The 24,584-nt window shown below is 45.6% G+C and carries 20 protein-coding genes and 1 pseudogene; 10 read left to right on the forward strand and 11 right to left on the reverse strand.

Annotation, left to right across the window (positions count from 1 at the left end; translation table 11 throughout):
- The 6 genes and pseudogenes from HRU42_RS09745 to gloA form a co-directional block, all read left to right on the forward strand.
- A pseudogene (locus HRU42_RS09745) lies at positions 1 to 785 on the forward strand (electron transport complex subunit RsxC); the annotation flags it as partial.
- A gap of 3 nt (positions 786 to 788) precedes the next feature.
- Complete coding sequence (rsxD, locus tag HRU42_RS09750; protein ID WP_295030665.1) at positions 789 to 1,841, forward strand: electron transport complex subunit RsxD; 1,053 nt, start codon at positions 789 to 791, stop codon at positions 1,839 to 1,841.
- 15 nt (positions 1,842 to 1,856) lie between these two features.
- Entirely contained in the window at positions 1,857 to 2,495 is a 639-nt protein-coding gene (gene rsxG / locus HRU42_RS09755; protein WP_295030666.1) for an electron transport complex subunit RsxG, read from the forward strand.
- A 68-nt stretch (positions 2,496 to 2,563) separates the two neighbouring features.
- Positions 2,564 to 3,262, forward strand: a complete 699-nt coding sequence (locus HRU42_RS09760; RefSeq protein ID WP_295030757.1) for an electron transport complex subunit E — start codon at positions 2,564 to 2,566, stop codon at positions 3,260 to 3,262.
- A 57-nt stretch (positions 3,263 to 3,319) separates the two neighbouring features.
- Positions 3,320 to 3,961: an endonuclease III gene (gene nth, locus HRU42_RS09765; RefSeq protein ID WP_295030668.1), complete on the forward strand. Its 642-nt coding sequence runs from the start codon at positions 3,320 to 3,322 to the stop codon at positions 3,959 to 3,961.
- 376 nt (positions 3,962 to 4,337) lie between these two features.
- A complete protein-coding gene (gloA, locus tag HRU42_RS09770) occupies positions 4,338 to 4,748 on the forward strand; it encodes a lactoylglutathione lyase (RefSeq protein ID WP_295030670.1) in 411 nt (136 codons plus the stop codon).
- Positions 4,749 to 4,836: 88 nt separating this feature from the next.
- On the opposite strand, the gene HRU42_RS09775 is transcribed toward gloA, so the two are convergent.
- The 5 genes from HRU42_RS09775 to HRU42_RS09795 form a co-directional block, all read right to left on the reverse strand.
- Positions 4,837 to 7,389: a TonB-dependent receptor gene (locus HRU42_RS09775; protein ID WP_295030671.1), complete on the reverse strand. Its 2,553-nt coding sequence runs from the start codon at positions 7,387 to 7,389 to the stop codon at positions 4,837 to 4,839.
- A 684-nt stretch (positions 7,390 to 8,073) separates the two neighbouring features.
- The gene (locus HRU42_RS09780; RefSeq protein ID WP_295030673.1) at positions 8,074 to 8,493 is read right to left on the reverse strand and encodes a hypothetical protein; all 420 of its coding nucleotides are present in this window, start codon (positions 8,491 to 8,493) and stop codon (positions 8,074 to 8,076) included.
- Between the two features lie 117 nt (positions 8,494 to 8,610).
- The gene (locus tag HRU42_RS09785) at positions 8,611 to 11,634 is read right to left on the reverse strand and encodes a carboxypeptidase regulatory-like domain-containing protein (RefSeq protein ID WP_295030676.1); all 3,024 of its coding nucleotides are present in this window, start codon (positions 11,632 to 11,634) and stop codon (positions 8,611 to 8,613) included.
- Between the two features lie 78 nt (positions 11,635 to 11,712).
- Positions 11,713 to 12,513: a hypothetical protein gene (locus HRU42_RS09790; RefSeq protein WP_295030678.1), complete on the reverse strand. Its 801-nt coding sequence runs from the start codon at positions 12,511 to 12,513 to the stop codon at positions 11,713 to 11,715.
- 132 nt (positions 12,514 to 12,645) lie between these two features.
- Positions 12,646 to 13,113 (reverse strand): hypothetical protein, encoded by a 468-nt coding sequence (locus tag HRU42_RS09795; protein WP_295030679.1) that lies wholly within the window; start codon positions 13,111 to 13,113, stop codon positions 12,646 to 12,648.
- Between the two features lie 307 nt (positions 13,114 to 13,420).
- On the opposite strand from HRU42_RS09795, the gene HRU42_RS09800 reads away from it, so the two are divergent.
- A complete protein-coding gene (locus HRU42_RS09800; protein WP_295030681.1) occupies positions 13,421 to 13,948 on the forward strand; it encodes a hypothetical protein in 528 nt (175 codons plus the stop codon).
- Between the two features lie 47 nt (positions 13,949 to 13,995).
- Here the strand turns inward: HRU42_RS09800 and ruvB are convergent, their stop codons facing one another.
- From ruvB to HRU42_RS09830, 6 genes are all read right to left on the reverse strand, one after another.
- Entirely contained in the window at positions 13,996 to 15,015 is a 1,020-nt protein-coding gene (ruvB, locus tag HRU42_RS09805; protein ID WP_295030683.1) for a Holliday junction branch migration DNA helicase RuvB, read from the reverse strand.
- Positions 15,016 to 15,044: 29 nt separating this feature from the next.
- Positions 15,045 to 15,662 carry a Holliday junction branch migration protein RuvA gene (ruvA, locus tag HRU42_RS09810; RefSeq protein ID WP_295030684.1) on the reverse strand — a complete coding sequence of 206 codons (618 nt, stop codon included), beginning with the start codon at positions 15,660 to 15,662 and terminating at the stop codon, positions 15,045 to 15,047.
- Positions 15,659 to 16,180 carry a crossover junction endodeoxyribonuclease RuvC gene (gene ruvC / locus HRU42_RS09815; protein ID WP_295030685.1) on the reverse strand — a complete coding sequence of 174 codons (522 nt, stop codon included), beginning with the start codon at positions 16,178 to 16,180 and terminating at the stop codon, positions 15,659 to 15,661. The genes ruvA and ruvC overlap by 4 nt, the downstream gene beginning before the upstream one ends.
- A gap of 3 nt (positions 16,181 to 16,183) precedes the next feature.
- A complete protein-coding gene (locus HRU42_RS09820) occupies positions 16,184 to 16,930 on the reverse strand; it encodes a YebC/PmpR family DNA-binding transcriptional regulator (protein WP_295030687.1) in 747 nt (248 codons plus the stop codon).
- Between the two features lie 126 nt (positions 16,931 to 17,056).
- A complete protein-coding gene (gene aspS, locus HRU42_RS09825) occupies positions 17,057 to 18,844 on the reverse strand; it encodes an aspartate--tRNA ligase (protein WP_295030690.1) in 1,788 nt (595 codons plus the stop codon).
- A gap of 170 nt (positions 18,845 to 19,014) precedes the next feature.
- Positions 19,015 to 21,813: a transporter substrate-binding domain-containing protein gene (locus HRU42_RS09830; protein WP_295030692.1), complete on the reverse strand. Its 2,799-nt coding sequence runs from the start codon at positions 21,811 to 21,813 to the stop codon at positions 19,015 to 19,017.
- A gap of 149 nt (positions 21,814 to 21,962) precedes the next feature.
- Here HRU42_RS09830 and cmoA point away from each other — a divergent pair, with 149 nt between their 5' ends.
- The 3 genes from cmoA to HRU42_RS09845 all read left to right on the forward strand — a co-directional run bounded on the left by cmoA (position 21,963) and on the right by HRU42_RS09845 (position 24,578).
- On the forward strand, positions 21,963 to 22,697 hold the full coding sequence (cmoA, locus tag HRU42_RS09835; RefSeq protein WP_295030694.1) for a carboxy-S-adenosyl-L-methionine synthase CmoA: 735 nt from the start codon (positions 21,963 to 21,965) through the stop codon (positions 22,695 to 22,697).
- Positions 22,698 to 22,763: 66 nt separating this feature from the next.
- Entirely contained in the window at positions 22,764 to 23,756 is a 993-nt protein-coding gene (gene cmoB / locus HRU42_RS09840) for a tRNA 5-methoxyuridine(34)/uridine 5-oxyacetic acid(34) synthase CmoB (RefSeq protein WP_295030696.1), read from the forward strand.
- Between the two features lie 78 nt (positions 23,757 to 23,834).
- The gene (locus HRU42_RS09845; protein ID WP_295030697.1) at positions 23,835 to 24,578 is read left to right on the forward strand and encodes an ATP-dependent zinc protease; all 744 of its coding nucleotides are present in this window, start codon (positions 23,835 to 23,837) and stop codon (positions 24,576 to 24,578) included.
- The last annotated feature ends 6 nt before the right edge of the window (positions 24,579 to 24,584 follow it).

The following is a 24,584-nucleotide window of genomic DNA, read 5'->3' on the forward strand; positions in this document are numbered from 1 at the left end:
GGCATGCAAAGGCTCAAGAATACGATAAAGCCACTAGCTTTAACTTGGCCGACTGCATCGAATGTGGTTGCTGTACTTACGTTTGTCCCAGTGAAATCCCTTTAGTTGAATACTATCGTATCGCTAAAGCTGCGATAAAAGCCGAAGCCGAAGAGAAAAAACAGGCAGAACTGGCAAAACAAAGATTCGATCTTCGTACCCAACGCCTAGAAGATGAAAAACGGGCAAGGGAAGCGAAACAAAAAGCATCTGCACAGAGGCGCAAGTCAAACATGTCCTCATCGGATAAAGATGCCGTCGCCCTCGCCATGGCAAGAATTAAAGCAAAGAAAGCAGCCGCGAACGCACAAGCAGACTCTACAAGTACCACAAGCACAAGAGCTGGGGCTGAGACTGAGACTGAGACTGAGACTGGGTCAGACCATAAACGCCAAGATATTTCCGCCGCGGTGGCCCGTGCCAAAGCTAAGAAAGCGGCACAAAAATCCGCCGCAGCCCAAGACGTTACCGCAAGTAACATAACAAGTTCAATGCCAGAAACGAGCGCTCCTGCAGACGAGAGGCAGGCAAAAATAGCAGCGGCTGTCGCGAGAGCTAAAGCCAAGAAAGCAGGCGTGAAACAAGACGCTGCAGACTCTTCAACTGGCATTAGCGCTGAGGACACTGATACCCTAAATGCGCCTGTCGACGACAAGAAGGCCAGAATTGCCGCCGCCGTTGCCAAGGCTAAAGCCAAGAAGGCTGCCCTGAAAATCAGCAACAACACAGAACATGATAAGGATTAATTGATGGCATTTAAGATTGCCTCTTCGCCTCATTTGAGCCGTCGATTCCAAACCAGTACCTTGATGCAAAGAGTGCTACTGTGCGCCTTACCTGGCGTAGCTGTGCAATGCTATTTTTTTGGTTGGGGCACCATCATTCAACTGCTGCTTGCCATCTGCGTCGCGCTGTTTTGTGAAGCTAGCGTGTTAACATTAAGAAAAAGACCCGTATTAGCCACACTAAAAGATAATAGCGCCTTACTGACAGCCCTCTTTATCGGCATAGCCGTGCCTCCACTTGCGCCTTGGTGGTTAACCCTCATCGGTGCCATGTTTGCGATCATCATAGTTAAACATCTCTATGGTGGACTTGGGCATAACATATTTAACCCGGCAATGGCGGCGTACGTCATGCTACTGATCTCCTTCCCGGTTCAGATGACCAGCTGGGTCGCGCCGAGTGTTATTGCAGACCAACCACTGGATATATTAGCCAGTTTGCAGATGATATTTATTGGCGGCAGCCCACTGGAGATCAGTGCTTACAAGATGGGCTTCGACGGTATTGCTATGGCCACCCCACTAGATACCTTAAAAACGGATCTTGCCATGGGATTCACCAGTACAGAAAGCCTGACTAAATCTATTTTTAGTGATGGCTATGGCGTCGGCTGGTTTTGGGTCAATATGGCTTATCTCGCCGGTGGACTTGCCATGATAAAGATGAAGTTAATCCGCTGGCATATCAGTACGGGACTCCTAGGAGCGCTCTACATCTGTGCAAGCATAGGGTTTATTCTCAATCCGGATACCCAAGCGGGTCCTCTATTTCACCTGTTCTCTGGTGCAACCATGCTGGCTGCTTTTTTCATTGCTACCGATCCGGTCACCGCAGCGACCAGTGTCAGAGGACGATTGCTGTTCGGCGCACTGATCGGAGTCTTAGTCTATATCATACGTACTTATGGTGGTTACCCGGATGCTTATGCCTTTGCCATTTTACTCGCCAACCTGTGTGCACCTTTTATCGATCATTATATGAAGCCCAGAACTTATGGTCACAGATCCAGAAGCTAATACAGAGAATTACATATGAAGAAATCAATCTTAAAAAACGGCTTATTGCTGGGACTATTCGCTCTGTTATGCACCGCTTTTGTGGCCGTGGTCAACGATCAAACTGTCGATAAAATTAAACAGCAACAACAGCTGCAATTAAAACGTACCTTGCATCAGCTAATTCCCGACGCCATGCATGACAATGAACTAAGCGAATACTGTATCTTGATCCACGATGAAGATGCTATGGGTATCGATATGCCGCTGCCCGCATATATCGCCACGAGTCAGTCTATTCCCGTCGCCATCGCCATGGAAGCCATTGCCCCGGATGGGTATAATGGCAATATAAAGTTGATCATTGGCATCGACAGCAGCGGAACAGTGCTCGGAGTCAGGACGCTTTCCCATGCAGAAACTCCTGGGCTCGGCGATAAAATAGACCTGAGAAAATCTGATTGGGTTCTGAGCTTCAACCAGAAGATGCTTCAATCTGATACAGATAAACGCTGGAAGGTTAAGAAAGATGGCGGTGACTTCGACCAATTTACCGGCGCAACAATCACCCCTAGGGCCTATGTCAAAGCCGTACATAACGCATTGAGTTATTTCAATAAAAACAGTGATATTTTACTCAAGCGCCCTGCAAACTGTGAGGTTGATTACCGATGAATGGATCTAATAGCGAAGCCGTCGATGAGCCCGTACAGGATATAGCCGCAGAGGCAAAACCCAGTGCTATGAGTGCATATAAAGAGATTGCCTTCCAAGGCTTATGGAAGAACAATCCAGGCCTGGTACAACTCTTAGGACTGTGCCCCTTACTCGCAGTGACAGCCACGTTAACCAATGCGTTAGGCTTAGGTTTAGCCACCATGTTGGTGTTGATTTGCTCTAATATTTTAGTCTCTTTAGTCAAAGATTATGTACCAAAAGAGATCCGTATTCCTGTGTTTGTGATGATCATCGCCGCCTTGGTGACGAGTGTGCAACTGCTTATCAATGCCTACGCTTATGGACTCTATTTGTCTTTGGGGATCTTCCTGCCCTTGATTGTGACCAACTGCGTGATTATTGGCCGCGCCGAAGCATTTGCATCGCGTAATTCTGTGCTAAGGTCTGCGTTCGATGGCTTTATGATGGGGTTAGGCTTCTTAGTTGTCTTAGCCATCTTAGGCGCCTGCAGAGAAATCCTTGGACAAGGGACCTTGTTTGATGGCGCCGACCTGTTACTCGGTGATTGGGCGGCAGGACTCACGATACATCTCTGGCATTTTGAGACCAGTTTTCTCTTGGCTATGCTCCCACCTGGCGCTTTCATCGGCATGGGATTCTTGATCGCCTTGAAAAATGTAATCGATAAAAAAATCGCAGACCAGCAGCCAGATGTGGCGGTACAAGGGCCGGTAACGAGAGCAAGAATTACTAAAGTCAGCTAATTCTACCCACTATGCAGGAAATCTTGAACCTCATTAGATGCAAGTATAAGAAAAAATATGAATAAAGATAAACGTCAGCGGATATTAGAGATCCTCAGAGAAAATAATCCCCATCCAGAGACTGAGCTAAACTTCTCTAGCCCGTTCGAATTACTGGTGGCGGTTACCCTTTCGGCGCAGGCTACCGATGTCAGCGTTAACAAGGCAACCGATAAGCTTTTTCCTGTCGCCAATACCCCAGAGGCCATCTATGCCTTAGGTGTAGATGGCTTGAAGACTTTTATCAAGACCATTGGTTTATATAATACTAAGGCTGTCAATGTCATTAAAGCCTGTGGGATCTTAATCGAGAAATATCAGGGGCAAGTCCCTGAAGATCGTGAGGCCTTGGAGTCTCTTGCTGGTGTTGGACGAAAAACGGCTAACGTGGTACTCAATACTGCCTTCGGTTGGCCTACCATCGCCATAGACACCCATATATTCAGAGTCGCGAACAGAACCAAGTTTGCCATGGGGAAAAATGTCGATCAGGTCGAGCAAAAGATGTTAAAGGTCGTGCCGTCAGAGTTTATGGTCGATGTTCACCATTGGTTTATTCTTCACGGCAGATACACTTGCCTAGCCAGAAAACCGCGATGTGGGAGTTGCTTGATAGAAGACTTATGTGAGTTTAAAGACAAGGTCTATCCAGAGGATTAAACCCGTGTATTACAAACGCTTAAAAAGCCGCTCGGTGGCTTTTTAAGCTAAATGACACTTGAGGATAAGCGTTAAAACATACTCCAAAAGAAGATAGATAAACATACGCCAATGATCGCACTCAAACCCAATGCCATTTTTAATTCAGTATTCATTCATTTTCCTATTCAATGTCAGTATCAATCAACTAGATGACGCATTATCGTAAGAAAAAACTGAATTTCACACCATAAAAGCATCAGAGTGTGATCTACACCTAGGTTAATTTCCTACACACGTTATGAAATAAATGTGCCGAAGATTTTAGAACCAATGGGTTATAATCTTTAACAAGCAGGCTGCATTTTTTAATAAATTAAACACTAGCGAGGTTTTAATGTCTCAATTTTTACACACCATGATCCGTGTCGTCGATCTCGAAAAAAGTATTCACTTTTACACTCAAATTATGGGTATGAAACTACTGCGAACGTCTGAGAATACCGAATATAGATATACCCTCGCCTTCGTCGGCTTCGATGACGAATCTGCCGGTGCCGGCGTTATAGAACTGACTCACAACTGGGATAACGATAGCTATGAGATGGGTAATGCCTTTGGTCACTTAGCCATAGGTGAACAAGACATCTATGGCCGTTGTCAGGCGATAGCAGCCGCAGGGGGAAACATAGTCAGAGCGCCGGGTCCCGTGGCTGGAGGCACGACAGAGATAGCTTTTGTAGAAGATCCTGATGGCTACAAGATAGAACTCATCCAGATGAGTTCAGCATCTAAGGGCCTAGGTTAATATTTTTAGGGTCATTCTATTGGCATAAAAAAAGCGCCCCGAGGCGCTTTTTTTAGCATTAAACATTTTAAGCATTAAACACTAAAGATTAGAACTTCACCGTCACACCAGCATAATACTGACGACCAACGGTGTCATAAACTTCTGGTACCGTACCACCGTCACTGCCGTTAGAAACCCTTGATGGCTCTTCGTCAGTCAAGTTCTTAACACCGGCACTCAACATCCAAGTATCATTGATAAAGTAGCTAGCAGAGATGTTGTGGTAAAGCATTGATTCAGCAGTACCAATTTGAGCGACACCGTCACTATCTTTATAGTGATCATCCATTTCGCCGATATAACGGTTGAAGTACATTACACTCCAGTCGCCTTGGCCAGCTTTGATGCTGAAGTTGTTACGTACTTGAGCATAGGCACCGAAGTTACCATCGATGGTGTTAGTGTAATCGACGCCATCTTGCTCAAAGTTCAGCAAGTAAGTGGTGTCATTGCTGATGGTCCAATCTAGGCTTAACGCTTCAAAGCTATACACTAAGTTAAAATCGATACCGCTAGTATCTTGGTAACCAACGTTCATCAATGTGCTTGTTAGGTTATCTAGATCACCATTTGGACCGATGTTAAACGCTTCACATGCTGCTTGATCACCCGCATGACAGTTGTTTAGGCCATTTTGCGTATCCATGCGAGCAATCGCATTGGTGACTTTAAAGCGCCACCAATCCAATGTCAGTGACATACCCTCGATATAGCTAGGCGAATACACTAGGCCAGCAGTGTAAGACTCAGACTCTTCAGGTTTAAGATCATCATCCGAAGTACGATTAACTAAGATCTGTTTGTCTTGCTCATTTCCCCAAGGATCGTCCAGGAAATCGTATGAACCTGAGTTTCCAGCGTATAGCTCGCTAACGCTAGGAGCACGGAAGCCTGTTGCTGCAACGGTACGGATCATCAAGTCATCTGTCGCCGCATATGTTAAACCAATTTTCCATGTAGATGCATTACCGAACGTCGAATAATCGTCGAAACGAAGTGCGAATTCACCGGTTAGCTTATCAGTAAATGGAACGCTAACTTCCTGGAACACAGAAACTACGCTGTAGCTACCATCGGTAGGGTCTTGCTGAGCAGCCGTGCTCTCACCAGCGACAACAATTGGATCCGGATTGTAGAAACCACTTTCATAGCGGTATTCTGCACCAATAGCATAGGCGACAGCACCTGCATCAAGGTCAAATAGCTCACCGGTTAAACCAGCAGAGAAAATATGCTGCTCGTTACCACCATCAGCTTCTTCAGTGTAAGCGACACTATTGAGCAAGTCTTGGTCTGTCATCGGCTGACCAGTAAACCAAGCATCTTGATCTGCATAGATTGCATCCGTCATGATTGATGCATTGATCGAGTTTTCTACCGCGGTTTTAGCTTTGTTTTTACCGTAAGTGTAGGAAATATCCCAGTCCATACCGGTATTAACATCGATTGAACCTGCTAGAGCAGCAGAGACGCGCAATGTATCTGTGTCCTGAGTATAAATACGTGGACCCACGTCATTCATACGTTTTCTGTAATTAACTTGACCTTTGTCGTTTGGCATTATGCCTGCATCGAGCATATCTTGGTCAAGTTCTACACAGGTACCTGGATCGTCACCGGCTGCACAAACATCCAGATCCAGGTCAGCTGGCTGAGCTGCCATCTGCTGGTGTGACTTACGCTTGGTGTAAATAATATCACCCGTTAGCACGATATCGCTGCCAAGCTCTTGGGTCATGTTGGCGAACAAGCTGTAGCGCTTACTTGGCGTCTGATAAAAACTGTCTTGGGTATAATCGTAACCTTCTGTACGGTCCACCCAATTACCATTTTCATCTTTAACCATGCCATCAAGTGAGCCAGTAGGAATAGTTGCGCTAGCACCTGGATCTGTCCAATCACGATCCGACTGAATCACGCCGCGACGTTCTGAGTAAGCTGCACCGAACGTATAGTTACCGGTATCTGTGTTAAAACCGTAAAGTGCACTGATTTCGCCGTTTTCACCGTCGCTCTTATCGGTCATACCGCCAGTCACATCAATCTGGAAGCCTTCAAAGTCTTGCTTAGTGATGATGTTAATGACACCGGCGATGGCATCTGAGCCATATACAGCCGATGCACCATCTTTTAGAATTTCAACACGTGCAATCATGGCGATAGGGATAGAGTTGAGATCCACAGAGCTGTTAGCACCAGAACCTGAATTCACCATGCGACGACCATTGAGCAATACCAGAGTACGTTGAGAGCCCATCCCCCTAAGGTCAACCTGAGCAACACCGTCAGCACCATTGTTGGTGCTTGAGCCAACAGCAGCACCTGCCATTGAAGTCTGTGCTTGTAGCATTTGGTCTACAGACGTAAAACCTTCTGCTTTAATGGTTGCCGCATCGATAATGGTAACCGGTGAAGCCGTTTCCATGTCTTGACGTTGAATGCGGGAGCCCGTTACTGAAATCCGCTCTACTTTAGCTGTTTCTTCTTGTGCGTATGCCGTGTTTGATACTGTGAATGTAGCCGTTGAAACCGATGCGATTAACCCAAGCTTGATAGCTTGCGATAACTTACTACTTGAATGCAGCGATGTTCTTATCATTAAGATGTACTCCCTAACTTATTATTTGCTCACTATTTGTTTTTATATTGCGCCAACTACCTTTATTTATTACCAATGTGTACGGCTTTGTTAATCGATATTGATGGCGTTGAAATTGAAACTATAGTTTCACCATAAATGAGTCAATCACCAATTTAATTAACTACTGATACGAAAAGGTTAAGCTAAAGATGCTAGCTAGTGTTGAATCGATGTATTTATAAAACTAAAGAGCAGGGAGACGTTATCAAACAGCATGATAAACTTAAATAATGCCAATTAGGCAGAGAATACACCTAGCGATTAGTTAACAGTTTTACAACCTATCAAATAACCAAAAGTGTGATCTAGATCACATTCCTTGCTGAATGGCATTATATAACACGCCATTCCATGATGTTTTTTTGACTAAGGTCAATCATAGTTACGTATGTTTATCTTATTTGTCAGCTTAGGTTCAGGGATGCTTTCGTGTATTAAATAACATTTAAAATATTATTAACACAGGGGGTAATTACAATAAGATACAGCTGGCAACAACTTGTCACAATGGTATGTGCAATTGAAGATATTTATCGACGCGATCGGTTAGCGAGTTACATTTTTATTAATATCACCAAGAGGTGATTGATACGAGTATATTAAAACCCACGCTTAACACGTTATTTGTTATATTTATTTACGTTATTGATAAATGACTTCGACCATATAACTGATTTGGTATTGTCCGAGTGGTAAAGGCTTATGCAAGCTTAATTCTCCACCTATAGTAATATCTACCCCGCCATCTTGTACAAGATACATATCAGACTGAGTGCCGTTAGATAGTAATGGGATGAAACTGATATCATCAGCGAACACTGGTAATAAGTTTATCATTACTCTCTCATCTGCAGCGCCAGAAACACGGATCACGCCAGTGGCCCATTCGGACTCCACACAGGCGTCACCGGTTCTTAGATTAGCAACCACTCGGCATCGCGCCGACTCTAGGTTAGCAATATCACCAAAATTAATACCTTGTGTTTCGGCTATCTGCAGTGGCACAACTAGGCTAAAGCTTGCCTGACCAATGGCTGATGCGAGAAGATAAGTCGTTAACATATAAAACCAGCTAGGTTAAGTCTGGTTTGATTATAGGGAGTAAATGTTTATACCGCGGTGAAACCGCTCAAAAATACCAAGATACTTCAGTAAAGCACTCAGAAAGTCAGCCTATGGCTAGTGTTCTAGCGTGATGGTATCTAGCTCGAGATAATCACCGGGTTTGAGAACTAGATCAGCCGTTAGTTTATCTTCGATAAAGATTTGATATCGCCCCGGGATCACACGGTCAAATATAAACACACCATCATATTCTACTCGGGTCTTGTATTCGCGATTCAATGCCTGGTTACTTATTGTGATTAACATGCCCGTTGCCGGTTGGAGCTTACCGGCATTGAGTCTCATCACGTTACCCTCGAGTTCTGCAGTGTATAAGACGGGATACAAGATCTCTTGAATATTTCCTGGGTGTGCATTCACTGTGATAGCAATCGCCACCGGGACAAGAAAAGGATCCGCAAGGCTCAGCTCTTTGAGTAACAGACGTTGAGGCCTTGTCGTTTGTAGATGGGTTATCAACAACTCACCATTATGATCTGTCGTCTTGTCGGACTGACTATGGCCAGAAAAACTCAAGCCACTCACCGCATGTTCATTATCATTGAACACGCCGTCCGCATTATCATCTTGAAATGCGATGATTTTTACGGCGCCAGTGTTGAGATAGCTTATCCTGTCCAGCAGCCAAAGATTCGTCTCCGGCTGCCATAGCAGCGAACTGTTCCACCTTAACTGCGCGAGCCAGTCGCCATCGGAATGCGTGTCTACCACCAGACGTAATGCACTATGATCAAATAGATAAGCAAGGGAGTTACGTACGCTAAATGCAACATCACTTTGCGGGTGATAATTCAATTCTACCTGATAATTAAGCCTGTCACTTATCGATGAATTTGCATTCAAGACCCACTGATTGACTTCGAGCTCTGGCGCAACTGCCAGGTCAAGATAACTTCTTAAATACCAATTTTGCACTTTTCCCGACGCCGCGATTCGATTATAAATTCTATTTTTATGCAGAGAAGATTGCCATCTGAACTCATTGCTATAGGAGAACCTGTGATATTGGCCAGAGACCCTGGCATTAAATTGCAGAAAATCACTGGCCACCCCATGATCTTTCCAATTACCGGATAATGCCCAGCTAAGATCTGACACAGCAAAGCTACCGCTTAAATTGAGCTGTGCCTGTTGGTTAAGCCTGTCATCCGGGTTCTCCCAACTCAAAAAATCTTCGAAGAACTCCCAGTCGGCTAACCAGTCAATATCTTCGCCACTTCCCTGAACTATGACTCCGGTGGCAAAACCATCACCAGTATCGGCATAATTGACCTGGATAAGATTTTTTTCACCTAAAAAATTAACACTTATTTTAGGAATAATTAGCCAGTCATCTGCTGCAATCTCCTGCTTAACAATCGAGACGCCTGTCGTCAGGCTATCCGTTGCGGCCCAATTTACATTGACATAATGTTGCTGCAAGTCATCTTGCTCTCTCAGCATGGCTCCGTAGCTAACACCTAGGCTGCCCTTGTCTAATACGGAATGATCCAACATCTTGCTAAAAGATTCACTTCTCGTCTCACCATTAGGGCCGAAGAATCGTAATTGGTATTGATTGAGACCCATATAGTAAGGAACCTGAGTAAATCGATAATGCGCATTTGAACCGACTCTCTGTATTGATATCAAACTATTGTTGCGGTAAAGCTCTACGTCCCAATCAGGCTCTACCTCTCCCTCGACCGTGATATAACGAAAATCCTCGGTAAAGCCTTCACCCGCGGTGACTCTGATGCCGACGCCTTCACTCGATTCGGATATCAAGGGCATGGAATGAGATTCTATGCTACCGATACGATAATGTTTAACCCAAGAATTGGCTAACGTCTTCTCTATATAGGCATTGATCACTTCATCAGTTTCAGACCAGGAATAACCTGCATATACATTATGCCCAGCGATATCACTGCGGGCTTGAATAAATCCTTCCACCTGTGTTTTGTGTATATCGAGTGTTTTTTGGGAAACAATACCGAGATCTAAACCCATAGCAAGATCCCCTATCATGGCATCTTCTCTTTTAATTTCTTTAACCTTTAGCTTATTATTTAGATCCTGCTGAGCGGTAAAAAGCTCATACCTTCTCTTTCTCTCTTGTATCTGTGACAGAGGGATAGTGGCAGATTCAGCGATAGAGAAACCTTGCCTAGAGGGTTCAAAGACTATCTCTATACCAAACATCAGTTCGATGACTCTGCGCTCGACATAGAGATCCCAGTCATCATAAAACACTCTGGTTTTTTCTATATTACAGTTCGTTCCATTTCCCCAAAATATCATCAAGTTATTGCTAACATCGATAGTTTTTTCGGGAGAGAGATACCAGCCACTAAGACTGCTGGTGTTAGCGTCGAATTGAATGGGCAGCATGAGTAATTCGGCAAGAAGTTGCATAGGAAGGTATTGCTTACCTTCTTCTTGATAAGCAAATAGCTCATCACTCAAGAGCAACTTACCATATTTAAGCTGACTGATAATGAAGAGGTCTTGTGAGGCGGGGGCATCTTGATATGGAATAGACAGGGGGCGACCACAGCGTATCGAGTGACCAGCCCAAGTTGCTACTCTCTGCTGCATAGAGTCACGGGAGGCTTCTTGAAAGTCCTCCTGTTCTATCTGTCTTTTATTTCCATGGATAACACTTTTTTGCGTCGGCACTGATTTAACAATGACTTCTCCTTGAATGACTCTGCTTTGAACTGTGTCTAGCTCTGGGATAAATGTTGGCTGTTTCTGCCAAGGAGGCAGAGCGGCTTGGTGCGGGATGAACCGAGCAGCTCGGACATCGTGCTCAACAACACTCATTTGCTTTGCCTTGTTACTGCTAACGCTTGTGTCAACATGCCTGCTAGGCTTATTTGCCGCTAAATATCTATTATTTGCCGCTAAATATCTATTATTTGCGGCTAAATATCTATCTGGTGTTAACGATGCCTTAGTCAGGTTCGAGGCCATACTGGCTGCAGTTTCATCGAAGGCAAGCTGGTGACTAGTGACATCATCGACAAGACTGGATCTAAGCTCTGTCAACAACAGACAACCCAGTAATAGCAAGATAGAAAACGACAATAACATCGTCCTGAACACACCATGTTTTTTCTGTTTATGTTGACTTCGGCTTGGCTGATGCATATCGAGACGTATTTATCGACATTAAATAACGATACGTTTTTCGACGATTTTTGCATCCTTAAGGGTCTTACTTTCCGTATAGCGAACGATAACTTCGGTGCCCTTCTTAAGCGCTCTGGATAAGGTTACCGAGAAGCTTCTCTTATCAAGTTCAGTGTATATTGCCGCATTTTTTACACTTCCCACACTTTCAAGTTGAATCATGCCGTGTGCATTTTTTTCGACAAATAATTCAATATCCCCATAAGTACTGCGTTGACCCTGGCGCATGATAGTGACATTAAGGCTAGTTTGGACCTTCTCATCAGTCACTGCATCTATCGTCACCTCTCCATTGAGGTCGCCGACTCTTAAGATGACAGGAATTGAGATCCGCATATAAGCCGTAACCGAGAGACTAAATGTGTCAGTATTATCATCACTGGTTTCATTCAAAATTACGGGCGTAAGCGGGATTTCATGAAAAACGATATAGCTACGATACTCGGCGATCGGCGTGTTTTTAGGTATTCTAACCGCCATTCTTACCCGCGTCCCCTGCTCAGGTTCGAGAGTCACTCGCCTTGGCGAATATCGAACAAACTGAGATAATACGGCTTTGCTGTCATCAACAGCACGATAACCGCCTTCGGCGAGTTGCACCTTATCCTCAAAGTAGATGTTATAGCGAGCCGTACTCGTGCCCTTGTTCACCAGAGAAAATACGCTACTACGTTGACTGACATCATCGAGTTCTGCACGGGTTGGTGTGACAAGCAGATTTGCATCTAGATTAAAACTGCAAAATAAGGCTGCGATACAGCCAATAGAAATTTTGTTCATAACATCGCCCAGCTAGATTATATGCAACACTTACCCATGATTTTTGGTTAGCTTACTACGAGCAAAAATGCTGCCCTCATCCCTATCCAGTAAAGATCACAATCAGGAGAGTTTGAATAAGGGCAGTCAATCTTAGTAGATCACATCTACCGTGTAGCTTAAAGCATGTGCACCAGCACTGGCAGACGCAGCAACGACTGCAAGTGTACCGCCGACTTTTAAGCTTGCAGTGTTAGCTGCAACTGTCACCGTTGGGCTGGCAACCGTAGGGGTAAAGGTCACACCCGCTACCGAAGTATCGGGGCCAGAAAGTGTGATGTTCACGATCCCGTTAGCCGCTGTGATGGTGAAGTCACCAGAGGCCGCAGTTGCACCGCCAGCGATACAGCTTGCACCCGTTGTGGCATTGGCATAATCGAGGGCACAGGTGCCATCGACAGATATATCAATATCACCAAATTCCATTGCAGTGGCTTCTGTCACTGTAATTGGGTAAACCAAATTAAAATTAGCGGTGCCGGTTGTTTGGGTGGCGTCAGCTTGGCTAGACAGTAGTAATGTTGAGGCTATCAGGGTCGAGAGGAGTATTTGATTTTTCATAATGGTTTCCCAAGGTGTTTTTCTAGTGAGTGAGTCACATAAGTCGATGTTTAAAAGGCACTTTGAGTAGCGCCTGGTTATTAGGTTATCAAACACGAAATATTTAGCAACACTTTATTTACATTTGAAACACTTTTAACACAAGCTTGACACAATTAGGGGGTCGTGGGAGAGTGTGAACCTAACGTATTGATTAAAAGAGATATATTCACTTACTTTTTGTGTGTGAATATAAGTTACAGTCAGGAACCAAGACTCTTCACTAACGCAGCCTCATTGATCGCTGTCAAAAATAAAGAGATTAGCAATGCCCAACATCAAAAAGAGGTTGAAAACACACCTAGGTGGTCATTTAACCAAGCCATCAATTCAGCTAATGAAGCACATAGCGATGATGTGTCTTATCTTGCTGTCTTTGCCGGTAAGCGCCAGCATCACAATCACAGAAATACAGCCGTTGAAATACCCAGCTGTGATCAAAAATCTGACGAGAAGTACCACGGTAATGGTCAATTGGAAGGGGAAATTAGGTAATTCTACCAATGCGACTCTGCTCGATAATGATTACCACCAAGGACGCTATCTGGTGACCTCAGATACGAATGCACCTATCACCATAAATTTTTTTCAACTCGCGAATGAAACTAAGATCAATTTAAAAACCCTCAGAGTGAGATACAAGAATAAGACCTATAAGGGCTTGCCCGTGTCTGGTTTAGACAATCCTGGGCTCAACGGCGAGTATCTAGACATAGGGGCTAAAGTGGTGGCGGGGAAAAAAAGTACTGCGGGACAAAAATACCCACAATATACCTTAACGATTGAAGAGCAATGATAAGCATCATCGCCCTCCAATAGTCCTAACGGGCACAAGCTAACCTGTTAGCTTTTTTCTGGCTGGATCATATTAAAGTGCTGATAGGCACGCCCAGTGGCAATACGTCCACGAGGCGTTCGCTGAATAAAGCCTTGTTGAATAAGGAAAGGCTCCAGTACATCCTCTATGGTTTCCCGCTCCTCTCCAATCGCAGCAGCCAAATTATCCAGACCCACAGGCCCACCCATAAATTTATCTATGATGGCCAGCAAGAGCTTTCTGTCCATATAATCGAAACCTTCGACATCGACATCCAGCAAGTCTAAGGCGAGATCGGCAACGCGCTTATCGATCTCACCGTCATGTTTAACCTCGGCGTAATCTCTGACACGTCGCAATAAACGGTTAGCGATTCGAGGCGTGCCGCGAGAGCGTCGCGCAATTTCCAGCGAACCTTCATCGTCGATAGGCAGCTCGAGTACTTTGGCCGAACGGGTCACTATGGTGCTGAGATCTTTAACATTGTAAAACTCAAGCCTCAGGGGAATACCAAATCTAGCCCGTAAGGGAGACGTTAACGCTCCCGCTCGGGTTGTCGCGCCAATCAGGGTAAAGGGGGGCAAATCGAGTTTAATTGACCGAGCTGCAGGCCCCTCACCTATCATGATATCCAGCTGATAGTCTTCCATCGCGGGATAAAGGATCTCTTCGACCACAGGACTCAGCCTGTGGATCTCATCGATAAAGAGCACGTCACCAGATTCAAGGTTGGTCAGTAGCGCCGCTAAATCACCCGCTTTTTCCAGCACTGGGCCCGAGGTCGACTTGATATTGACGCCCATTTCATTGGCTACGATGAGAGCCAAGGTCGTTTTACCTAAACCAGGCGGGCCATAGATGAGCATATGATCCAGTGCTTCGCCGCGATTCTGCGCCGCCTGAATAAATACCTTGAGTTGAGCGCGAGTCGCATCCTGTCCCGTATACTCATCGAGTAACTTAGGGCGCATGGCTCTATCTACCTGCTCTTCATACAGCTCAACGCCTTGAGGCTCTGCATGAATAATACGATCGGCTTCTATCATTTATCTCTCTTTAGATTACATCTTGCATGTTACAACATCGACTTGAGTGAGGACTTTATCAGCTCTTGAGAACTCATTCCGTCCTGGTAAGCCGCCGACACCGACTTACTCGCCTGTGCAGGTTTATAGCCTAAGGCCAACAGAGCGGCAATCGCATCATCTTCGGCGGTATTGACTATCTTTGCCGGCCTATAGTTGCTCTTGAGCATAAATTCTCGCTCGGATCCCGCCGAGGCTTCCATCAGACTCTTGAGCTTATCACGCATCTCTACCAGTAGTCGTTCGGCCGTCTTCTTGCCGACCCCAGGCAACTTGACTAGGGTGGCAATATCGTCCCGTTCGACGCAGGCAACAAACTCGGCCGATGTCATACCAGACAGAATAGTTAATGCCAGCTTAGGCCCGACACCATTGGTTTTAATCAATAAACGAAACAGGGCCCGTTCCTGCTTAGTCATAAATCCATAGAGAAGCTGAGCATCTTCACGAACCACAAAGTGGGTGTAGACTATCGCTTCTTGATTGAGCTCAGGGAGTGCATAGAAACTGGTGAGGGGCATCTGGACTTCGTAACCCAGGCCACTCACTTCTATCAAAATCTCGGGGGCTTGTTTCTCAAGCAGTAAACCTCGCAGTCGACCTATCATCTATATCGTCCATATGTTCTTTTGCTTGCCACTCCACCTAAAGCCAACAAGCTTTGGCTGGTATGAAAATGACAAATTGCGACACCTAATGCATCGGCAGCATCGGCTTGTGGGCAAGCCGACAATTTAAGAATTTGCTGTACCATGTGCTGAACTTGTGATTTCTGCGCCTTACCCGTGCCGACCACGGCACTTTTTATCTGGGTCGCTGAATATTCACCCACAGGAAGATCGGCATTGGTCGCGGCAACGATGGCAGCGCCTCTGGCCTGGCCTAATTTAAGCGCCGAGTCGGCATTTTTAGCCATAAAAACGCGCTCTATGGCAAATTCAGTGGGTTGGTACTGGCGTATTATTTCGGAAACACCATCGAAAATTTGTTTAAGGCGATAAGGGAAATCTTCTGAACTAGTACGTATACAGCCACTTCCCAAGTATATAGGGTGCCTACCATTTCGTTTGATCACTCCATAACCGGTGATCCGAGAGCCGGGATCGATCCCGAGAATTATTGACATAGGTTATTCTAGTGTCTCCATCACTTCATCTGAGATCTCGGCGTTATGATACACCTCTTGGACATCATCATGATCTTCAAGATTATCAATCAAGCGCAGGAATTTAGCCGCTGTGCTAGCATCGAGACAGGCTTTAGTCGAGGGCACCATAGTCACCTCGGCGTTGATAGAGCTAAGACCCGCAGCATCCAAGGCATCTTTGACTGCGCCAAAATCTTCCGGGCTAGTAAAGACATCGATGGCGCCATCTTCATGGCTGACCACATCATCGGCGCCCGCTTCTAAGGCCGCATCCATGACGATATCTTCATCCGTTCCTTCGCCATAAGAGATGATGCCTTTCTTATCGAACAGATATGACACCGAACCGTCGGTGCCTAAGTTACCGCCGGACTTGCTGAACGCATTACGCACGCCAGATACCGTACGGTTCTTATTATCCGTCATGGTTTCGACCATGACGGCCGTGCCACCGGGTCCATAACCTTCATACATGATGGTCTCTAGTATCTGACCATCTAGCTCACCAGCCCCGCGCTTAACGGCGCGTTCGATAGTATCGCGAGTCATATTATTCGACAGCGACTTATCGATAGCAGCGCGTAATCTGGGGTTAGAATCGGCATCCGAGCCGCCTTCACGGGCAGCGACGGTTAATTCACGAATAAACTTGGTAAATAGCTTTCCACGTTTGGCATCTTGCGCCGCCTTACGATGCTTGATGTTGTCCCATTTACTGTGACCTGCCATGTGAACGCTCCTTGATTTCGAAGAGGGAAATTTTCGCGAAGAAGATGAAAGTGTAATATGTTAACGCTAAATGAGGCTCGAATAAGATTAGAATAAAAAAGCCGAGTCGCCCCGGCTGCTTATCGATTACTCAGGTGTTTCTTTTTCTGTTTCGGTTTCGATGACGCCGATGCCTAACTCGACGAGTTGTTCAGGATTGGCAAACCCAGGTGCATTGGTCAGAGGACAAGCCGCTGTAGTGGTTTTAGGGAATGCCATCACATCACGAATAGAGGATGTCCCGGTCATTAACATGATGATTCTATCTAAGCCGAAAGCCAAACCTGCATGAGGTGGTGTACCGTAACGCAATGCTTCTAGTAGGAAGCCAAACTTCTCATTGGCCTCTTCTTCTTCGATACCCAGAATACGGAACACGGCGGTTTGCATCTCACTGTTATGAATACGCACTGAACCACCGCCAAGCTCACAGCCATTTAACACCATATCATAGGCATCTGAGATAGCCGAAGTCGGGTCGGCTTCGAGTTGCTCCGGTGTCATCCCGCTCGGCGCGGTAAATGGATGATGCATGGCATGCAATCCACCGTCTGAAGTAGGCTCGAACATAGGGAAGTCGACGACCCATAGTGGTTTCCAATCGCCCTTTAGCAGGTCGAAGTCTTCTCCCGCTTTTATGCGCAATGCGCCCATGGCTTCGGCAACGATGTTTGCTTTATCTGCGCCAAATAAAATCAGATCGCCAGACTCTGCCTTGGTACGCTCAAGCAGTGCCTTAACAACATCTTCATTAAGGAACTTAAGTACCGGAGATTGAATGCCTTCGAGCCCTTTATCCAGCTCGTTGACCTTCATCCATGCTAAGCCTTTAGCCCCATAGATGGTGACATACTTAGCATATTGGTCTAATTGCTTGCGCGATAACTTGGCACCACCTGGCACACAAAGTACCGCCACACGCCCCTCAGGATCCGTGGCTGGTCCCTGGAACACCTTAAAATCGACGTCGGTAAGAAGATCGGCCACATCGATAAGTTCCAGCGGGTTACGCAGATCTGGCTTATCGGAACCGAAGCGGCGCATGGCTTCGGCAAATGTCATCTTAGGAAACTCACCGAGATCAACATCGAGTAACTCTTTGAAGAGACCACGCATCATCTCTTCGGTTTTATCCATGACCTGCGCAGAAGACATAAACGAGGTTTCGATATCGATTTGGGTGAATTCAGGCTGACGATCGGCACGTAAGTCTTCATCACGGAAACACTTAACGATTTGATAGTAGCGATCGAACCCCGACATCATTAATAACTGCTTAAACAGCTGTGGAGACTGAGGCAGCGCGAAGAATTGCCCCTTATAAGTACGGCTAGGCACTAAATAATCTCGTGCACCTTCCGGCGTCGCCTTGGTCAAGATAGGCGTTTCGATATCGAGGAAACCATTGCCATCGAGGAAACGACGCACGGCGCTGGTGACTTTAGCGCGAAAAATAATACGTTCGGCCATCTCAGGACGACGCAGATCAAGATAACGATACTTGAGTCGCTGCTCTTCCGTGTTGTGCTGATTCTTATCCATATTGATAGGCAGAGGTGCCGAGCTATTTAAGATAGTTAGCCCTTTGCCCAAGATCTCAATCTCACCGGTACGCATCTGATCATTGATCTGACTATCGGGACGAGCACAGACCACGCCTTTTATTTGGACACAGAACTCACTGCGCAGGCTACTGGCAACGTCGAACACTTCAGGTAAATCCGGATCATAAACAACCTGTACGATCCCTTCTCTGTCTCTTAAGTCGAGAAAAACCACTCCACCAAGATCACGACTACGATTTACCCAACCCACTAGGGTCACTTCTTGTCCAACGTGAGACTTGTTAACGTCCCCACAATATTGACTGCGCATCTAACTCTTTCCTTTAATCCGCAAACCTAAGGCTGAGGAATATTCTAATCAACACAAAAGCGGCATTATAGTAAAATATTGCCGCTTACAAAACCACTTAGCCTCTAGTCGGCTAAGGATCAATCATCTTTTGCTGAAATCTGCGATTTCATCTCGAGTGAAAAACATTATCATGATGATTTGTAGCAATTGCCACCACTTTGTTTCGCTCGATACATTAATTTAACGGCAGACTTGAGTAACTCCACCACATTGTCGCCGTCTGCCGGAAACATTGCAATGCCAATACTCGTCCTAACATTCAATTTTGTGTTATCACAGTCAAAAGATTTCGACAAATTAGTGATAATCGTGTCTGCGACCTGACAGACGAGATCGAGATCTTTGGTTTTATTCAATACCACCACAAATTCATTACTGCCAAATCGGGCTAAGGTATCGGAGCGACGTATACAAGTGCTGATCTCTTGAGCCACTAATTTGAGTAACTTATCACCGACATCATGACCCATCTGTTTATTGACGGATTTCAATCCTCCAACGTCGATAAAAAGCACGCAGAATCTAGCCTGCTCCCGACTGTGTAATAACACCGCCTGTTTCAATCTGTCATCTAACAGGCTGCGATTAGCCAAGCCTGTCATCTGGTCATAATGGGTCATTTTACGCAACAGCCTCTCAAGCTGGGTTCGTTTCAGACGCTCTTTTGCGAGTAATGATCTACATATTAAGATGATCGTAATCAGTATCGACAAGGCAATCATGACGCTCACACACCATTTAACGATGTCAGCTCCTCGAGGGGCAACCGCCACAGGTTGAATCCAATGCTGATAGATAGCTTGACGCTTGGTGTGATCCAGATTCTTGATGGCTTGATTCATTAGCGGAACAAATTGTGCCAAAGAAGGATGAATACCGAAATGACTGTGTTGCTCGGAAAAATCGGCTAACACCGACATTTTTAACTGACCATAGTCGCCATGCTTGAGTGTAGATGCCAAATTGATTGCCTTATCGACAAATGCATCGGCCTTGCCTTCCTTCACCGCTGTCAATCCGCTATGGGGATCGGCGACTAACACAAGTTCGATGCCGTAATCGGCCCCCATCAATTGATTAACCAGTTGATAGCCTTCGACTATCGCTAGCCTTTGCCCCGCAAGTTGCTGGACATTGAAGATAGCGTCTCTTTCGATGGGCGTCGCCAGTGACCATGGAGATGGCCAATAGGGATCGCTAAATAATAAGGCTTTTTTCCTATCGTCGCTGGCAGCAACACTTCCTGCGATATCTACATCCCCTTCCATAAGGGCCTTGATAAGAGATTGCCACTCATCGAAGGCAACGGCTTCGACGCTGACGCCAAGTTGCTTGGTGATCACATCGACAACGCCTCGATTAATCCCGGAAAAAATGTCATCTCCATCGGTAAATTCCATCGGCTTCCAGTCTTTGAGATAGCCCACTCTTATCGACTTCAAATCTTGTAGATACCGCAGCTGTTGACCCGATAATTGTAGCGGTTCAAGACGAGATTTAAACATGCGGTCTTGGCTATCCAAGATCCATTTACGTTCAATTTCGGCCAGTTCCTGAGTTTCAATGAGTTCAAACCCCGCCTTTATCCGGTTCGATAAACCGACATTGTGGCGAGCGGTTAACACAAAGATGTCGGTGACGAACTCCAGCTCAGGAAACGGATAAAACTCTGACCATGCGCCCTGTAACACTAGGTAATGATGTGTCCAGGAGGAAGAGGCAACAAAACTACCAATATGGCCCTGTTTCGCTGCTTGGATCATGGCCGCCACCGAATCATACAGTTTAAGTTCGACATCGGGCAGTGCTTGCTTGAGCTGTGCAAGATAAGGTGCCGTAGGCACGGCGCCGACTCTGCTCCCTTGCAGACTCTGCAGTGAATCTATCGGTTTCCCATAGCTGTGCAACCTGCTTTTCACCCGATAGAGCCGCTGACTCCTCAATAATCCGCTGTTAAATTTATCACTCTCCGGGTAACCGATATGCACGTCTGCTTGACCTGATTTAACCTGATCCAGGGATTGATTCATATCGGATGTAATGAAGGAGATAGGGATGCCGGTTTTATCTGACCAGAGACGCCAGATGTCGACATACAATCCATGGGGCATGCCATCTCCTCCAAGGGATATAAATGGCTCGAGATTTATCGCCGTCGCTATGGTTAAGCCATCTTGTTGACGTTTTATGCCAATCCATTGCTCTTCGATAGCGTCGAAGCGTCCCTTATCGATTGCGGCAAACCCGGCATTAACTTGTTCCATTAGCTGGGTATCAGACTTATTCAGTGCAGGTCTCAGGGGAACTTGTTGGATTAATATTCGACCTGAAAGGGGAAATAAACTGATGACCTGTTTGTTAATTTTTTTATCTCTGAGATACCCCTGCATTCCCGCGAATACTTTTATCTCCCCGTGTAACACGCCCTCGAGTAGCTCTTGTCGGCTCTTATAACGCTTAAACCGTATCTTCGAGCTCAGTTTAAGCAGTGCAGCCTCATGTGAAGACCCAGAGACGATACCGACTTGATATGGCCCTAGCGCCTCAAACGTCAATCTCTGAGGTAAATCTTTATGCATATAAAGGTAAGTGCTGACATGAGTGAGCGCTTTGGCAAAGGCAAACGTTTCACTGCGGCTCTGAGTCTCCGCCATACCGATATGCACGTCAGCATCACCATAAGTTAATTGATCGAGTGTATCGGTCCAATGACGAGAAACGAAGATGACAGGCGTTGCCGTTTGTGTTGACCACTCCTTCCACATGTCCACCAGTACACCACTGGGCTCACCTTGCTCATCGACGAATTGGTATGGATAGCTGTCTTCCCCCATGACTAAAATAAGCGGTTTAGCTTCGTCAGCCCGAAGGGAAACCGACGATAAAACCAGAAAAAAAACGACAAAAACTAAGGTTAAATATTTCAAGTGTCATATCCAAAAAGCTAAACGAGTGTAAAATTCTTGTTATACACCCGCCATTAGACAAAATTTTACCAGAAATATCCAGTACTAGGCTTGCCGCATATGGTGTTATTTCGATAGAATGAAATGTTGAATTTACACACTAAAAGCTAATGACATCATCTCAAGATAATATATATGCTCAAGCATGCGAAAACGTAAGTGACTTTCAGTTCGATGAAAAAGTGGCGGGCGTGTTTAACGACATGATTAAACGTTCTGTACCTGGGTACAGCCAGATAATTAATACCCTAGGCGCTTTCGCACAAAAATTCGCCACCCCAAAAAGCAATATCTATGACCTAGGCTGCTCGCTTGGCGCCGCCACCTTAAGTATCAGACGCCAGATCGACAATCGAAATTGTCGTATCATAGCCGTCGACAATAGCCAGTCTATGATTGAGCGTTGTAGTGAGAACTTAACGGCTTACGTGAGTAGCACGCCTGTCGATCTCGTCTGTGGCGACATCAGAGATATCAAGATTGAAAATGCCTCCATGGTGGTGCTTAATTTCACCATGCAGTTTCTGGCCCCAGCAGACAGAGACCAGCTGTTGAGTAAGATCTATCTAGGACTCAATCCGGGTGGTATCTTGATCCTTTCAGAAAAATTAAATTTTGCAGATGATGCGATACAGACACTCTTATATGATCTTCACCTGGACTTTAAACGAGCCAATGGCTACAGCGAACTGGAAATAAGTCAAAAACGCAGTTCTCTGGAAAATGTGATGAAGCCAGATACCTTGTCACAACACGAGCACAGACTTACAAAACAGGGTTTCACGCATTTCAATATATGGTTTCAATGCTTCAATTTCGCCTCTATGATCGCCATTAAGTCTTAGAAGCCAAGAATAACGACATATTTCGTTTATAATTTCAACTCAGCAGTTTCAAAAGGTGATAAGCAAGTGATTAGTTTCAGCTCCTTCTACAAACAGATCGCAGATTCAAGCCTGCAGCCTTGGTTAGAGACATTGCCAGCAATATTAGGCCAATGGCAGAGAGAGCATAACCACGGCACCTTACCTAAATGGGAAAAGGTCCTCAATAAGCTCCACTATCCGGCGCCCGACAGCTTAGATCTAAAAAAGAGTGTCACCATTGGCTCAGGTAACCAACTCAGCTCGGGTGAACAAGAGAAACTCGAAAATTTATTACGTATTTTTCAGCCTTGGCGCAAGGGTCCCTTCTCTGTCCATGGCATAGAGATAGATACCGAATGGCGCTCCGACTGGAAGTGGCAACGCGTGCTGCCTCACCTATCGCCTTTAAACAATCGAACCATACTCGATGTGGGCTGTGGCAGTGGTTATCATATGTGGCGTATGCTAGGTGAAGGAGCCAAACATGTCGTGGGTATCGATCCGGCCAGCCTCTTCTTGTGCCAATTCGAAGCCATCAAGCGATTGGCAGGTCCACAGCATCCTATTCACTTATTGCCCCTAGGCATAGAGGAACTCCCTCCCTTAGACGCTTTCGATACTGTGTTTTCTATGGGAGTACTCTATCATCGCCGCTCACCAATCGATCATTTGTTACAACTTAGAGATCAACTGCGAACTGGGGGTGAACTGGTTTTAGAGACATTAGTCATAGATGGGGATGAAAACACAGTTCTCGTGCCTGGTGATAGATATGGCAAGATGAATAATGTATGGTTCCTGCCTTCTGCTGCCGCTTTAGAAGCTTGGCTTAAGAAAGCCGACTTTATCAATGTGAGATGTGTCGACATCGATGTGACCTCGTTAGCCGAGCAGAGAAGTACCGACTGGATGCCCAATGAATCTTTAGTTGATTACCTGGACCCGACCAATATCGATCTGACGATAGAGGGTCACCCTGCGCCTAAACGTGCTACATTTATCGCCACAAAAAACCAGCCTAATAAAGATTTAATTTAACCTAGGTCTATTTCTAAGTTCAAGCGATAACAGCTTGAAAATGATCCACCGGACTAAACAATAGTAATGGGAAGCATTATGTTAAAGCAGATGTTCTGTATCGCTGCAATTACAACCTTGGCAGGTTGCGCGTCGACAAATCAAATCAAAAAATTGCCACAACCGATTGATGCTGCAGCATTAGAAACCAGCTTAGCGAAACAACAAACCGATCTCGTTGCTGTTATAGATGAAAATACTCAGGCACAAGCAGCAAGTTATGCCCTGTTATCGACACAACTGATAGCCCTAGAAACACAGATAGCTCAGCTCAAGCTTGATCCCAAAGAGACCAAAGCTCCGATTGCGCTGGAATGTCCTCCCTCGCCCTTAGGTGACAAGTTCCTACTTGGCGCGACTGAAAATGTCTATGTCGATGAAATTAAAGCGAGTTTTAAGACACGTATCGACACCGGAGCCGAATCTTCTTCGCTCGATGCCCGCAATATCATCCTGTTCGAACGTGATGGTAAGCAATGGGTTCGTTTCGATGTATTGACTCAGGGCAGCGATGCCCCGGCAGAGACGTTTGAATCGAGAGTCGAACGTTTTGTACGTATCAAGCAAGAATCTGCTGAAAAAAGTGACCGTCGCCCAGTGATCCATGCACATTTACAGATTGGGAAATATAAGGCTGAGACCGATCTTAACTTAGTCGATCGTAGCCATCTCGACTTCCCGCTCTTATTGGGGCGTAAATTTATGCAAGACATTGCCATCGTCGATGTGGGGCAGACATTTATCCATGGCAAAAAACTGCCTCATTCAGCCGTTAATCGATAGGAATAG

Origin of the sequence: Shewanella sp. (genome assembly GCF_013214165.1) — a bacterium.
Classification (GTDB): domain Bacteria; phylum Pseudomonadota; class Gammaproteobacteria; order Enterobacterales; family Shewanellaceae; genus Shewanella.

Bases quoted from the DNA above. Each gene is read 5' to 3' on its own strand.
- rsxD (WP_295030665.1), top strand. From the start codon at position 789: ATGGCATTTAAGATTGCCTCTTCGCCTCATTTGAGCCGTCGATTCCAA.
- rsxG (WP_295030666.1), top strand. From the start codon at position 1,857: ATGAAGAAATCAATCTTAAAAAACGGCTTATTGCTGGGACTATTCGCT.
- HRU42_RS09760 (WP_295030757.1), top strand. From the start codon at position 2,564: ATGAGTGCATATAAAGAGATTGCCTTCCAAGGCTTATGGAAGAACAAT.
- nth (WP_295030668.1), top strand. From the start codon at position 3,320: ATGAATAAAGATAAACGTCAGCGGATATTAGAGATCCTCAGAGAAAAT.
- gloA (WP_295030670.1), top strand. From the start codon at position 4,338: ATGTCTCAATTTTTACACACCATGATCCGTGTCGTCGATCTCGAAAAA.
- HRU42_RS09775 (WP_295030671.1), bottom strand. From the start codon at position 7,389: ATGATAAGAACATCGCTGCATTCAAGTAGTAAGTTATCGCAAGCTATC.
- HRU42_RS09780 (WP_295030673.1), bottom strand. From the start codon at position 8,493: ATGTTAACGACTTATCTTCTCGCATCAGCCATTGGTCAGGCAAGCTTT.
- HRU42_RS09785 (WP_295030676.1), bottom strand. From the start codon at position 11,634: ATGTTATTGTCGTTTTCTATCTTGCTATTACTGGGTTGTCTGTTGTTG.
- HRU42_RS09790 (WP_295030678.1), bottom strand. From the start codon at position 12,513: ATGAACAAAATTTCTATTGGCTGTATCGCAGCCTTATTTTGCAGTTTT.
- HRU42_RS09795 (WP_295030679.1), bottom strand. From the start codon at position 13,113: ATGAAAAATCAAATACTCCTCTCGACCCTGATAGCCTCAACATTACTA.
- HRU42_RS09800 (WP_295030681.1), top strand. From the start codon at position 13,421: ATGCCCAACATCAAAAAGAGGTTGAAAACACACCTAGGTGGTCATTTA.
- ruvB (WP_295030683.1), bottom strand. From the start codon at position 15,015: ATGATAGAAGCCGATCGTATTATTCATGCAGAGCCTCAAGGCGTTGAG.
- ruvA (WP_295030684.1), bottom strand. From the start codon at position 15,662: ATGATAGGTCGACTGCGAGGTTTACTGCTTGAGAAACAAGCCCCCGAG.
- ruvC (WP_295030685.1), bottom strand. From the start codon at position 16,180: ATGTCAATAATTCTCGGGATCGATCCCGGCTCTCGGATCACCGGTTAT.
- HRU42_RS09820 (WP_295030687.1), bottom strand. From the start codon at position 16,930: ATGGCAGGTCACAGTAAATGGGACAACATCAAGCATCGTAAGGCGGCG.
- aspS (WP_295030690.1), bottom strand. From the start codon at position 18,844: ATGCGCAGTCAATATTGTGGGGACGTTAACAAGTCTCACGTTGGACAA.
- cmoA (WP_295030694.1), top strand. From the start codon at position 21,963: ATGACATCATCTCAAGATAATATATATGCTCAAGCATGCGAAAACGTA.
- HRU42_RS09845 (WP_295030697.1), top strand. From the start codon at position 23,835: ATGTTAAAGCAGATGTTCTGTATCGCTGCAATTACAACCTTGGCAGGT.